Raw genomic sequence first — 12,661 nt, 5'->3', positions numbered from 1 at the left:
CCTTCGGCTACCTCACCCCAGCCGAGACCAGGCAGCGGCATCAACACACCCTCGCGGCATAACCAACGAGTGTCCAAGATCACGGGGAAACTTCAAGCGCGTAGCAGGCATGACGCATCTGGCCATGGGCCAATTGGTCCCGGCGGAAGAACTGCTGTCCGAAGGCAGGGCCGCCGCCGAGGTGGTCGGCAGCCAGAACAACCTCTACGACGCTCTCTCCGCCCTGGCCGTCCTCTGCGTTCGTGCCGGGCGTGTGGCCGAGGCACTGAACTGGATCGAGCCGCTGCAGGATCTGCTGGACCTGGGTACACCCGGCTTCGCACCGGAGGACCTCGCAGAAACGGCGATCGTCGAGACGTACCTCGCCGCAAACCGAATCCACCACGCAATCGAATTCGGTACCACCGCGCTGGCCCGCCGCGTGGCCGCGGGCCACGGTCTGACGGTCACGCGCCTGCGTGTGGTCCTGGGACGCGCACACGCTGCCGCAGGCGACTTCGTGGCCGCCCGGTCACTCTGGGAGGCCGCGCTCCCTCACACCATCGAAGAATCCCTACCCGAACGCGCTGACATCGAGGGCCTGCTGGCAGATCTACCTTTGATCTTGGCCAGTGCTCCGCCGTTTACGGCGGGGGTGAAGGCCATCTCAGAACTGCTCTGACCCGCGCTGGTGCACGGGTCCGCAGTGTTGTCCTCAGCCGGCGGGGCGCTGCTGGTTCTCGATGTACTGCTTGACGACGGTCAGCGGTGCCCCGCCGCAGGACCCGGCGAAGTAGGAGCCGGACCAGAAGTGTCCGCCCCACAGGTAGCGGCGGACGTGGGCGTCGTATTCCTGGCGGAGTCTGCGGGAGGAGACGCCCTTGAGGCTGTTGACCAGCTTGGAGAGCTGGACCTTGGTCGGGTAGTGGACGAGGAGGTGGACGTGGTCCTGTTCGCCGTTGAACTGCTTCAGCTCGGCCTCGAAGTCGGTGCAGACCTCGCGCATGACCTCCTCGCAGCGGGTCAGCATGGCGTCGGTGAACGCCTTCCGCCGGTACTTGGTGACGAAAACCAAGTGGACGTGCAGGCTGTGCACGACGTGACGACCGGCGCGCACATCGGGGTTTGGATTCCAGCGTGGTGACATAAACCAACACCGTAGGGTGTCGTCCGTGAGTGAACGCGGCCTGGAGACACGGCAGTTCGGGCACCGCGCCCGGCTTGCACTGTCCCCTGCCCTGGCGCTCAAGGCTGACGATCAGGCGCACGCGGCCCGCACGATGTGGAATCTCCTGCACGCCTGGTGGCAGATGATGCCGAAGGAGAAGCGGACCCTCGCGAACGCGGACGCCGCGATCCGCCAGGCCCGCCAGGAAATCGATTTCCTCGCCGTCCTTCCCGCTCAGGCCGCGCAGGCAGTGCTGAAAACGTATTTCCAGGCGTGGAAGAACTGCTGGGACGGCTGGGCGGACGCCCCGAACTTCAAGGCCCGTTTCCGCACCGCCCTGACCGTGGACGTGCCGCAGGGCCGGGACCTGAACATCGTCCGTGTCCACCGCCGGTGGGGCATGGCCAACCTGCCGAAGATCGGCCGTGTCCGCTTCCGCTGGACCAAGGACCTCCCCGTCGGCAAGCACGCCGACAAGGACAACCGGATCACCGGCGCCCGGCTGGTCAAAGACCCGCTCGGCTGGCACATCGCCTTCCGTGTCCAGAGCCTCGAACCCGTCCCCGAACCCCACCAGGGGCCGGAAACCGGCATCGACGTGGGCATCACCGTGCCCCTCGCCATGTCCGACGGCGAGATGTACGGACACGGTGAATGGCTGACCGCCAGGGAACAGGCCAGGCTCCTGGGCCTGGAGCAGCGCGCCGCCCGCCGCAAGAAGCACCGCAAGCCCGGCGAACGCACCTCCCGTCGCTTGCACCACACCTACGACCAGATCGCAGGGCTCCGCGCGAAAGCCAAGCGCCGGGCCTCGGACTGGCAGCACAAGACCACCACCAAGATCGCCGACACGTACGGCACCGTCGTGGTGGAAGCACTCACGATCACGAACATGGTCAAGTCCGCCAAGGGAACCGTGGACCAACCAGGCAAGAACGTCGCCCAGAAATCCGGGCTGAACCGCTCGGTCAGCGGGGAGGCATGGGGCCGCACGGTCACCATGCTGACGTACAAGCTCGCCCGACGCGGCGGCACCCTGGCCAAGGTCCCCGCCCCGAACACCTCCCGACGCTGCTCCGCGTGCGGCTTCACCACGCCTGGCAGCCGGGAGACCCAGGCCCTGTTCGTGTGCAAGAACCCCGACTGCGGATGGACAGGCAACGCCGACCACAACGCAGCGCGGAACATCTTGCACCTGTATCGGACGGGCCACGCGCTCATCCCGGCTGCCGGGAGGGCAGTCGCCAGGCGCGCTCGCCGCGTCAAGCCCGCCACCGCAAGGTAGGCAGGAATCTCCCTGCTTCAGCTGGGAGAGCACTTCAAAGAACTGTGCAGGTGCCGAATAGTCATCCGACCTGGTCAGGCCGCATGTTGGTACGCGTGCAGGGTTCCGCTGAGTCGGTCTCGTGGGTGGATATCCAGGTGCCGGACCTGTGCTGGCACGTGAATCGGTTCCGGTAGCGGGTTGAACGGAGCGGCCTGTTTGAGCGTTCGGTGTGGGCGGTGCCCGTTGTAGAGGTCCTCGAACTCGCGGAGCGCGTGGAGGAGGTGGCTCTGGTTCCAGATCAGGGTTCTGTCCAGGAGCTCGCGCCGGCAGGTTTGTATCCAGCGCTCGATGAGGGAGTTCATCCGCGGTATCCGGATGCCGGTGGTGACGACCTTCAGTCCGGCGTCGGACATCAGGGCGTCGAAGGCGGCGGTGAACTTGGAGCCACGGTCGCGGATCAGGAACCCGGCCCTGCTGCCGGCGTCCTGGAGGTCCATGAGGAGATTCCGCCCGAGCTGCGCGATCCAGTCCTCGGTCGGGTGCGCGCCGGCGCCCAGGATCCGCACCCTGCGGGTGGCGTGCTCGATGACGGCACAGACGTACAAGCGTGCCCCGGTCAGGGTGCGGACTTCGAAGAGGTCGCAGGCGAGCAGGGCCTCGGCCTGGCCGCGTAGGAAGTCGGCCCAGGTGGTGCTCTGCCGTTCGGGCGCGGGCGGGATGCCGTGCTCGCGGAGGATCTCCCAGACGGTGGAGGCGGCGGTCTTGATGCCGAGCGCTGCAAGCTCGCCGTGGATCCTGCGGTAGCCCCGGGAGGAATTCTCTCGGGCAAGGCGTAGGACCAGGGCGCGGACCGAGCGGACGGTGGGTGGGCGTCCGCGTCGTTTCGGCACACAGGTCGCAGCGTGGCGACGGTTGAGCAGGTCGCGGTGCCACCGCAGGATGGTGTCCGGGGCGTACCAGCAGCAGGAGGCGCCGCAGTCTCGCTGCCGGGAAGTGGTGGAACAGGCCGGCAAGGACCGCGCGGTCGGTGCCGGCGAACACAGGCCGGCCGACCTGGCACTGCAGAACGAGCAGCAGGTGCCGCAGCGCAAGGATCTCAATGCCTTTGTTCACCGCGCTGATGCGGCCTGACGTCGTCCGGGGGTTGTGGGCTTCGGTGTCCCGCCGCCGCAGCGTGGGCCGGTTCCTCCGCTGCAGGCGATGCGCGAGCGTTTCGGCGGTCAGTTCTCTGGAATTACTTTAAGGCACCCGGTGTCGCGGACGCCGAGCTCGCGAAGGACCCGCACCGCACCTTCCGCCGCGTGATGTACGGGCTCTCCGGCGACAATCCGCACAGCGACCCGCCGGTCGAGCCGTTCGTCCCACCGGGCAACGGATTCCTGGACCTCTTTGAGGACCCTGAGGAACTTCCCTCCTGGCTCGCCGAAGCGGACATCGACACGCTCGCGACGGAGTTCACCGAAGCTGGGTTCACCAGCGCTCTCAACTGGTACCGCAACTGGCAGCTGACCGCCCCGTGGGGGGTGCGCAGTACCGGATGCCCGGCCGCTACGTCACCCGCGACCGTGACCTGGTCTACGGGTTCCCGGGGATGGACCAACTGATCCCCGCTCTGCCCACGCTTCACCCGGGCATCGGACCGGCACACATCCTGCCCGGCTGCGGCCACTGCATCGCCGAGGGGTACTCCGACCAGGTCAATGCGACGCTGCTGGAATTCCTGGGTTCGCTGAAAAGTTGACCGGCTGACAAGTTGACGGGCACCGGATAGCACGCTTCCGGAATACCGCCTCTCCACCAGTTCGCCGGTCACCCCGACCGCGAGGCGACCGTCGATCGCATGTGCGAGCCCGGAGCGCTCACCGCCGGCAGGGCCTGACCATGGGCAGGTGCGCCGCCGCAACGACTGCCGCGCCCCGGATGGTCGCGGCTCCTTGTCAGCTGCATCACCGCCCGAGGTCGGTTACGTTTATAAAGCACCTGGTCAGAGGGGGGTAACAAGCCGTAACCCACCCGGGACACTCCATGACCGGCCTGACTGTCATCCTGCTGCTCGTGGTTCTGGCCACTGCCGTGGCGACCGGTGCCCGACGCTGGAGCTTGCCCGCCCCCTCGCTCCTCGTAGTTGCCGGTCTGGTCGTGGGGCTGATGCCCTGGGTTCCAGAGGTGCGCCTGCCGCCTCACGTGATCAACGTGCTGGTGCTGCCACCGCTGCTCTACGCCGCGGCCGGGGAAATCTCCGTCCGCGACCTGCGCACCGTGTGGCGGCCTGTGACCGGCCTGGTCTTCGGCCTGGTCCTCGCCTCGGCCATCGGCGTCGGGTACGTGGCCCACGCGATCACCCCGCTCACGGCCGCGACCGCGTTCATCCTCGGCTCTGTCCTGGCCAGCACCGACCCCGTGGCCGTGACCGCGCTTGGCCGGCGCCTGTCTCTCCCACCGCGCGTGCAGGCCATGGTGCAGGCGGAAAGCCTGTTCAACGATGCCACCTCACTGGTCCTGTACAAGGTCGCCGTGGCCACTGCGGTGTCCGGCAGCGCCATCAGTGTGCCCGGGACCGTTGAGCAGTTCCTGATCCTTGCAGGCGGAGGAGGTCTCATCGGCGCGGCGGTCGCCGCAGTGGTGGCCCTGATCCGCAGACGGACCGAGGACCCCATGCTGGAGACCGTCATCGCATTGGTCACGCCGTACGCCTCTTACGTCATCGCGGAGCAATCGCACACCTCCGGCGTGACCGCCGTCATCGTGTCCGGGGTCGTCCTCGGCAGCACCGGCCACAAGCTCAGCAACGCCCCCGTCCGCCTCCAGGTCCACGCCGTCTACGACACCGTGACCTTCCTGCTGGAGAGCGTCGTCTTCGCCCTGATCGGCCTCGAGCTCCCCTCGGCCGTCCGTCATCTCGCGCGCGACGAGCACGGCTGGCCGCTGTGGGTGCCGGTGATCGCCTTCACTCTGCTGGCGATTCGCCTGCTGTGGATCTTCCCGCTGTCCGCCCTGATCCACCACCGGCACAGGGAGGTCGACAACCGCCTCTCCTGGCGCGTCCCGGCTGTCCTGTCCTGGGCGGGTACCCGAGGCGTCATGCCGCTGGCAGCCGCGCTCTCCATCCCCCTGGTCACCCACACAGGGGCGCCGCTGCCGCACCGGGCGCTCATTCTCACGCTCACTACCGGGACCATCGCGCTCACTCTGATCTTCCAGGGTTTCACCCTGGTCCCCGTCGTCCGCCGCTCCGGCATCGCTCTGGAACCGGAGCGGACCGCCCGCGAGGAGGCCCGGACCCGCCGACACATTGCAAACGCCGCTCTCGAAGAGCTCAAACAGCTTGGCGATCTGGATCAGCTCGCTGATCTGGGTGCCGCCGCCGAGGCCGCCTTGAAACAGGCCCGTCGTCATCTGGAAGCGCGCATCCACCAGGCTGAAGACGCCCACTACAGCGACCCGGACGCCCGTCCTGCCGACGCCTACCGCGAGATACGCCGGACACTCATCTCCATCGAGGCGGCCGAGCTCCAGCGCCTCTACGAAGCGAACAAGATCAGCAACGTCACCCGGCGCCGGATCCAGCACGAACTCGACCTCGAAGAAGCCAGCCTCCGTGACCGCGGCTGACTGCCAGTCCCGGTAACCCCTAGGTCGAAGCCTTCCGCCCCGATCAATGGACGAACGAGAGCGGCCGGCTTTGTCGGCCTCGTGCGACCAGCGGGCTGCTGACATGACCGAGGGCATGTCCTGCTGCTCGCATGGCGATGGTGTTCAGCCCATATCGACACCGGCACCTTGATCGCCGGCTCACTGCCCTGGCCGCCTCGCGCGCCCTTCCAGCATCGGAGGTATGCGGCGGCGACCAGGAGGAGGCTGGGAGTGGAGGTGATGGCCTGTGACGCGCGACGCCCCGCTTCCGGTTATCCGCGCCGGGTCGGGCGTCCGACCCGGCGGGTCCCTCTCGTCGCGAGTAGTGCCTCCCGTCTGCGGAGAGGAAACGGGAAACAGTGCCATTTGCCTTGTCCGTCCAGTCCGGGGTGCCGCACTCTTTCGTGCAGCAACCCTCTTGCACCTGGATGGACGGTCCTGGAGGTTTCCGTGCTGCAGCCGTCCAGCGAGTTCGGCGAAGAGCTGAGGAAGCGGCGCTTGGGCGCCGGATTGAGTCTCACGGCGCTATCCGCCGTCGTGCACTACAGCAAGGCGCAGTTGAGCAAGGTCGAACGAGGCATCAAAGCGCCCAGCCGTGATCTGGCTCGGTTGTGCGACGCCGCCCTCCACGCCGGCGGAGCACTGATCGCTTTGGTCTCCCCGCCCGTTACTGACGTGCCGAAGGAACCGGCTCCCTACGGGGTCAATGAGGAGGAGTGGGTGATGCGGCTGTCACCGGAAGGTTCGAGCGAGTTTCAGCCCGTGGGCCGGCGGCAGGTCGTGAGCGCCGGGGCAGCCTCGTTGATGAGCTGGCGTACGGGCGGCCAGGGCCGCGTATCGCCGACCGGGGGCATGGGGATGCTGGATGCATCCCGTTCGCTGTTCACGCACTACCGGCGGCTCGGCCAGAGCGTCGAGCCCGGCTTCCTGCTGCCCGGGCTGATAGCGCAGACTCATACGCTGCGGGAGTTGTCCGCGCACGTGGATTCCCGCACCCGCCAGGAGTTGCTGGCGCTGGGCTCCCGGTACGCCGAGTACGTCGGCTGGCTGGTGCAGGAGACGGGTGACGAGCAGGCGGCGCTGTGGTGGACGCAGCGCGCGGTGGACCTTGCTGCAGCCGGTGGCGACCGGGCACTGGCCGGGTATGCGCTGGTCCGGCGGGCCCTGGTCACGCTGTATCAGGACGATGCCGAGCAGACCGTTGCTCTGGCACGTCGGGCGCAGAGCGGCACGCTCCCGCCGCGGATCCGGGGTCTTGCCGCGCAGCGCGAGGCGCAGGGGCACGCTCTCGCCGGCGATGGTGACGCGTGCTTGCGCGCTCTGGACCGGGCCCGGACACTGCTGGCCCGCCAGGAAAGCGAGGGCGACGCTCCGGTGATCGGCAGCATGCATCTGCCTGACTCGGTCGGCATGATCACCGGGTGGTGTCTGTTCGACCTCGGCCAGATGCGGAAGGCAGCCGAGGAATTGGACCGCCAGCTCGCTCTGGTCTCGGCTGATGCGGTGCGCACGCAGGTGCGCTACGGCGTACGCCGGGCGCTGGCTTATGCGTCGCACGGCGAGATCGACCACGCCTGCGCATTGGCGGCGCCGCTGCTCGATGGGGTGGTGGCCGTCCGGTCCGCGACCGTGACGATCGACCTCCGTCGCCTCGCCCGCGTCCTGGCCCGCCATTCCGGCCACGCCCTGGTGCGCCGGCTGGAGCCACGCCTGGCAGCACTGTCCCGACTCCCTGTCTCCTGAGAGGAACCTGGCATGCCCGACGTGTTCATCAACTACCGCACGGGGGACGGCAATGACATCGCCGCCCTGATCGACAACGAGCTTGCCAACCGTTTCGGCAAGGACCGGGCGTTTCGCGCCTCGCGGTCCATCCCTCCGGGCTCCACCTACCCCGACGCCCTCCTCACGAACGTGCGCCGCAGCGCACTGGTGCTGGCGGTCATCGGGGCCGACTGGCTCAACTTCCAGTCCCGGCTGCGCGACCCGGAGGACTGGGTCCGCAAGGAGATCGAGGAGGCGTTCACCTGCGGGGTGCCGGTGGTGCCCGTCCTCGCAGGCAGGGGGACGGAGCGCCTGCGCAAGGAAAAACTGCCGGACGAACTGGCGAGGCTGGCCGAACTGCAGTCCGTGCGGCTGGACACACAGAACGCAGAAGCGGACTTGAAGCGCCTGGGCGACCTGGTAGCCGAGATGGTTCCCGAGCTTTACGACCTCGACCACGCCGAAGTACCGGCGCCTGATCCCGGCTCCGTGTCCAATTCGGCCGGCGCCGTCAGCGGAACGGCCGTGCAGAGCCAGGACTTCACCGGAGACGTCGGCAACACCGTGATCAAAGGGTCAACCGGTCCCGTGCATTCCGGCCAGGGAAACATCTACCAGAACTCGCGCCACGTTTCGGGTGATCGGCACTACTCGGGTGACGGCATGACGAGCATCGAGGGTGATCAGCACGGTGACGTCCGCCACCAGTTCGGTGACTCGGGCCAGCCCGAGGGCAACGAACGGTGAGCGATACGTTCACCACGCGCGTCGAGCAGCCCGGCGGCCCGGTGCACGCCGGCTCGGGCGACTTCTACAGCTACACCGTCAATGTGGGCCCTGGGGACCAGGAGGCGCCCGGCCGAAGTCCGCGCCGCATCGCAGATGACCAGCTCCGCCTTCTCCGGCAGCAGTTCGTCGACCCCACCGGGATGGGCAGAGCACGCCGTGTGCTCGACGGCAGCAGCACCGTGATCCTGCACGGCGCTCCTGGCAGCGGCAGGACCGCGGCAGCATGCGTCCTGCTGCACGAGGTTCACCAGGGCGCAGGTATCTTCCGAGAGCTTCTGCCCGGCGAAGAGGAGGGGACCCTCACCGACCCCGGTCTGGTCGGCGTCGGTGACCGGCTGCTGCTGAACCTTGCCGAGGCGGACGTCTCCCAGTGGGCTCAGACGCGCAGGGACCTGTCGGCGCTCCGCCAGGCCGTGCAGGAACAGCAGGCTCATCTGGTGGTCGTCATGCCGCATGACGGCGCCTTGGAGTCTCACCTCCAGCCCTACCGGGCCGATATCGCGCGCCCGCCGGACATGGAGGTCTTCCGGCGGCATCTTCGGCTCCACCGGATACCGCACGAGGAGTACCTGCTTCCCGCCCCGGCGCTGGATGAGTTCCTGGAAGAACAGCCGCCGATGGAGGAAATCGCACACTTCGCCGACCGCGTGCGCCGAGCCCGTGCAGCGTTTCCGGTACGTGACGGGTTCGCCACCTGGTGCAAGCAGTCCCGCGACGCACGCACGCAGTGGCGCAACGAAGTCGCCAAGCTCGTCGCGACACAGTGCGCCGCTCCACAGCGGGCGCTGCTGTTCGCCACCGCCATGCTCCACGGCACGCATGCTGACGTCATCCACCGCGGCGCCGCACTCCTGCTCAGCACCCTCAACACGCCGCAGGACGAGACGCCTTCACTCGAAGGCAAAGACCTGGCCGAGCGTTTAAAGGAGATCTGTGCAGCAGCCGGGCCGGACGGCCGCGTGCGGTTCGACAAGCTGGACTACGACGCCGCGGTCCGCGCTCACTTCTGGGACCACATGCCTGACCTGCGGCACCCGTTCAGCACCTGGACCGCTCAGAGTACGGAGCTGGACGATCCGCATATCACTTCGGACCTGCGCAAGAGACTGGTGAGCCGGCTCGCCGACCAGTACTTGCGCACCGGACGGGGAAACGATTTGGCATTCCTGGCGGAGGAGTGGAGCGCTGCGCCCACAAGCCGTGCCCGGCTGGAGGCCGCTGTAGACACGCTGGCCTGCGGTCTCCACGACCCGCGCTACGGCCGAAGTCTGCGGATGCTCGTCTACTCCTGGTGTAGGGACAAGCAGCTGACGGGGAACCTCGCGCATGTTCTCCTACGCGCCTGCACCGACGTGATCGCACCCACCCACCCCGACCAGGCCGTGACCCGCCTGCATCACCTGGCCCGCCGGGAACGCGGCGCCACCCCCGCTCTCGATGCCTTGTGCCGCCTTGCGGCGACCAGCGCCCGACTTCGCCGCCGCATGCTCGATCGCCTCACCCGTCATTCGGCCGCACCGACCGTCGATGCCCGCCTCTTCCTGCGGATCTGCGACCCCGTGGCACTCACGGACCCTGCAGGCGCGCCGCGCCCGCTCATCGACGAAAAGGGCGTCCAGGACTGCGCGGTAGCAGGCTGGGCGGAGGCGCTCGCCCGACTGCCGCAGCCGCACTGGCAGCCGTACGCCGAACGATGGCTGCACACGGCCTGCACCGCCGACAGCCATCGCGACCGGCTGCTTGCTCTGCTGGTCGATGCCGCAGACCGAAGCGGCAGCATCCTCGCAGCGCTGTACTCGGCCGCCCGCGCCGCAGAGCCCACCGCCCCCGGCGGACGGACATCCGGCGCCGCAACCACCGAACGCCTGCTCCAGAAGATCTCCACGGCCCAGGGCCTACGCCCGCCGGCCGCACCGACTCCACCCGCACCGCCCAGGGGGACTACACGATGACCACCGGCCGCAAGACGACGACCGTTTTCCTCACCGTCCTGTGTGCCCTACTGCTGACCATCCTCGGCCTGGTGCAGGAGTGGCCCACATGGGCCTGGGCCGCCCTGGCCCTTGCCGTCGCCGGTGCTCCCGCAGCAGCCTTCAAGATCGCCACGATGCGCCGCGGCTCTCTACCCGCCGACTTCACGAACTTCCTCCCCGCCACCCCAATCGAGCGCAGGGAACACCACGTCAGCCGCGTCGCACTGCCCAGCCTATGGGCCGACTACGACTTCGTGTTCTCCGCCACCGTACGGTGGCACCCCCTCGAAACCCATGGCGACGACCCCGTCCTCAACCCGGCAGGCCTCGCCGTCGAAGCGGTGCTGGACCGCGCCCGCACACTCGCCGAACAACGGGAGCCCGGCCGGGCCTCACTCGTTCAGCACGAACTGAGCGGTGCCCTCAGCAGAATGCGCCCGGACCACACCGGACACCTCCAAGTCATGGCAGAAAACATCACGCTCACCTTGCACGAACCCGACCAGGAACGGCTGACCAAACTCGCTGAGGTCCGCAAGGACAAGGCAGTCTGGGAACACCAGCGCAAATACGAGCAGAGCAAGCGCGAATACCTGGGCGACGACGTACTCAAGGACACCGGCAGCGCGGTGGTCTGGTGGCTGGCCAAGAACGACAACCACATAGAGAAGACCGTGGCAGACCTCGGTCTCCTTGCCCAGCTCACATCCGCAGCCAACGACACCGACATCCCCGAGCGGCTTCAGGACCTCATCCCCACGCCCAACGGGCCCTCCACTCCCGTCGAACGGGAACCGACAGCCGCTGACCACTTCGAAGCCTTCCTCACCGGCATGGGCTTCACCAGCGGAGATGGCCGACGGGGAATGCTCACCAAGCAGATCGCCGACATCATCAGAACGCAGGACAAACACGAGACGGCCGATGAACTGCTGCGCCGCTACGACCCACCAGCAGCCTTCACCGCCCACGCGGACGAGCCGGAAGAGCCAGAACCCCCCAGATGACGCAGACGGCCGAATACCCGGAGTCCGAGCTCTACTTGAAGGAGAACCATGGACAGCGAGTTGGCCGCATTGACCGCGTCGGGAGCGACCACCCTGGTCTCGCTCATGGTCACCGATTCCTGGACACACGCCCGCGAGCTCCTGCGGCGGTTCCTCTCACGCAGCGATCCAGGCAACTCCACGATCACCGACCTGGACGCCGCGCGGACCCGACTCCTCGCCTCTCAGTCCACAGGCCATCCACACGGGGCCCGCGACACCGTCGAACAGTGGGACGCATACCTACGACATCTGCTGGAGTCCCGCGCCGCCTCCGGCGCCGAACTGCGCGAACTGCTCACGTCGTTGCAGCACCTCCAGAGCGAAGCGGCGCGGCCAGGCACCGTACACAACAACATCAACGGCGGAGTACAGCACGGCCCAGTCATCCAATCAGGCCGGATCACCGGACTCACCATCCACGCCCACCACCCCGACCCGCCACAGGACTGAGTTCTGAGCACACCCATGCAGCGGGGTGACCTCAAATGTGACCTGGGCGAGAGCGTGCAGCCGGACGCCCGGTGCGACGGTGCAGCCCCGTTGCACCAGCACGAGCCGCACCTCGCCGATGGCGCGGGTGGTGATGGTGGATCGGTCCACGTCGAACCAGCAGGCCAGGACGTCATGAGTGGTGCCATGGCGCAGATTCCGCCATCTGGCGCGCCGCCCTTGATGCCGGCCTCCCGGCCGCCGCGCTGTACGGAGTGGGGCACTTCGCCTTCGCCGTCAGCCTCGCCCAGGACACCTGGCTGGAGATCACCGCCGCCACCACTACCCAGCAACCCGAGCTGGAAGACGCCGACCACATCGCCGAAACGTGCCGCCCGCACCCCCACACTCCCCCGCCGCCCAGCTCATCGCCGCCGCCGTCCTCGACCACGGGCCCGCCGATGCCTAGATGATCGATTCCAAGGGGTTTAGAGGCCTCTAAGCCTTGTTTGGTGCGGCCGACCTGGCGGCCTGCTCGATCTTCGCGCAGTGGGCTGCACGGGCTTCTTCGTCGATCTGCTTCTCGTGTTCGGCGCGCAGCCCGGTCCGG

12 protein-coding genes and 2 pseudogenes are annotated in these 12,661 nt (G+C 67.8%); 11 read left to right on the top strand and 3 right to left on the bottom strand.

The window, feature by feature from the left end; all coding sequences use genetic code 11:
• The first annotated feature begins 109 nt into the window (after positions 1 to 109).
• Positions 110 to 661, top strand: a complete 552-nt coding sequence (locus tag ACFVWD_RS55290) for a hypothetical protein (RefSeq protein WP_389606523.1) — start codon at positions 110 to 112, stop codon at positions 659 to 661.
• A gap of 33 nt (positions 662 to 694) precedes the next feature.
• On the opposite strand, the gene tnpA is transcribed toward ACFVWD_RS55290, so the two are convergent.
• Positions 695 to 1,126, bottom strand: coding sequence for an IS200/IS605 family transposase (tnpA, locus tag ACFVWD_RS55285; RefSeq protein WP_389606522.1), 432 nt, complete (start codon positions 1,124 to 1,126; stop codon positions 695 to 697).
• A gap of 25 nt (positions 1,127 to 1,151) precedes the next feature.
• Between tnpA and ACFVWD_RS55280 the strand changes: the two genes are divergently transcribed.
• Positions 1,152 to 2,432 (top strand): RNA-guided endonuclease InsQ/TnpB family protein, encoded by a 1,281-nt coding sequence (locus ACFVWD_RS55280; RefSeq protein ID WP_389606520.1) that lies wholly within the window; start codon positions 1,152 to 1,154, stop codon positions 2,430 to 2,432.
• Positions 2,433 to 2,506: 74 nt separating this feature from the next.
• On the opposite strand, the pseudogene ACFVWD_RS55275 reads toward ACFVWD_RS55280, so the two are convergent.
• Positions 2,507 to 3,536: pseudogene (locus ACFVWD_RS55275) on the bottom strand (integrase core domain-containing protein).
• Between the two features lie 179 nt (positions 3,537 to 3,715).
• Between ACFVWD_RS55275 and ACFVWD_RS55270 the strand changes: the two are divergent.
• The 9 genes from ACFVWD_RS55270 (at position 3,716) to ACFVWD_RS55230 (ending at position 12,524) form a co-directional block, all read left to right on the top strand.
• Positions 3,716 to 4,018 carry a hypothetical protein gene (locus ACFVWD_RS55270; protein ID WP_389606518.1) on the top strand — a complete coding sequence of 101 codons (303 nt, stop codon included), beginning with the start codon at positions 3,716 to 3,718 and terminating at the stop codon, positions 4,016 to 4,018.
• Positions 4,006 to 4,155, top strand: coding sequence for a hypothetical protein (locus tag ACFVWD_RS55265; protein WP_389606516.1), 150 nt, complete (start codon positions 4,006 to 4,008; stop codon positions 4,153 to 4,155). Before ACFVWD_RS55270 ends, ACFVWD_RS55265 begins: the two co-directional genes overlap by 13 nt.
• Positions 4,156 to 4,439: 284 nt before the next feature.
• Positions 4,440 to 6,026 (top strand): Na+/H+ antiporter, encoded by a 1,587-nt coding sequence (locus tag ACFVWD_RS55260; protein ID WP_389606514.1) that lies wholly within the window; start codon positions 4,440 to 4,442, stop codon positions 6,024 to 6,026.
• Positions 6,027 to 6,497: 471 nt separating this feature from the next.
• Positions 6,498 to 7,790 carry a helix-turn-helix domain-containing protein gene (locus ACFVWD_RS55255; RefSeq protein WP_389606512.1) on the top strand — a complete coding sequence of 431 codons (1,293 nt, stop codon included), beginning with the start codon at positions 6,498 to 6,500 and terminating at the stop codon, positions 7,788 to 7,790.
• Positions 7,791 to 7,802: 12 nt separating this feature from the next.
• Complete coding sequence (locus ACFVWD_RS55250) at positions 7,803 to 8,558, top strand: toll/interleukin-1 receptor domain-containing protein (protein WP_389606510.1); 756 nt, start codon at positions 7,803 to 7,805, stop codon at positions 8,556 to 8,558.
• On the top strand, positions 8,555 to 10,552 hold the full coding sequence (locus ACFVWD_RS55245) for a hypothetical protein (protein ID WP_389606508.1): 1,998 nt from the start codon (positions 8,555 to 8,557) through the stop codon (positions 10,550 to 10,552). Before ACFVWD_RS55250 ends, ACFVWD_RS55245 begins: the two co-directional genes overlap by 4 nt.
• Positions 10,549 to 11,580 (top strand): hypothetical protein, encoded by a 1,032-nt coding sequence (locus tag ACFVWD_RS55240; protein WP_389606506.1) that lies wholly within the window; start codon positions 10,549 to 10,551, stop codon positions 11,578 to 11,580. The genes ACFVWD_RS55245 and ACFVWD_RS55240 overlap by 4 nt, the downstream gene beginning before the upstream one ends.
• Positions 11,581 to 11,628: 48 nt before the next feature.
• Complete coding sequence (locus ACFVWD_RS55235; protein ID WP_389606505.1) at positions 11,629 to 12,072, top strand: hypothetical protein; 444 nt, start codon at positions 11,629 to 11,631, stop codon at positions 12,070 to 12,072.
• Between the two features lie 254 nt (positions 12,073 to 12,326).
• Positions 12,327 to 12,524, top strand: a complete 198-nt coding sequence (locus ACFVWD_RS55230; RefSeq protein ID WP_389606503.1) for a hypothetical protein — start codon at positions 12,327 to 12,329, stop codon at positions 12,522 to 12,524.
• Between the two features lie 25 nt (positions 12,525 to 12,549).
• Here the strand turns inward: ACFVWD_RS55230 and ACFVWD_RS55225 are convergent.
• A pseudogene (locus tag ACFVWD_RS55225) lies at positions 12,550 to 12,661 on the bottom strand (type I restriction endonuclease subunit M); the annotation flags it as partial.

It is taken from the genome of Streptomyces sp. NPDC058086, assembly GCF_042885015.1.
GTDB lineage: Bacteria > Actinomycetota > Actinomycetes > Streptomycetales > Streptomycetaceae > Streptomyces.
The sequence above is the reverse complement of the archived record's forward strand: the minus strand, read 5'-3'. Positions and strand labels throughout refer to the sequence as shown.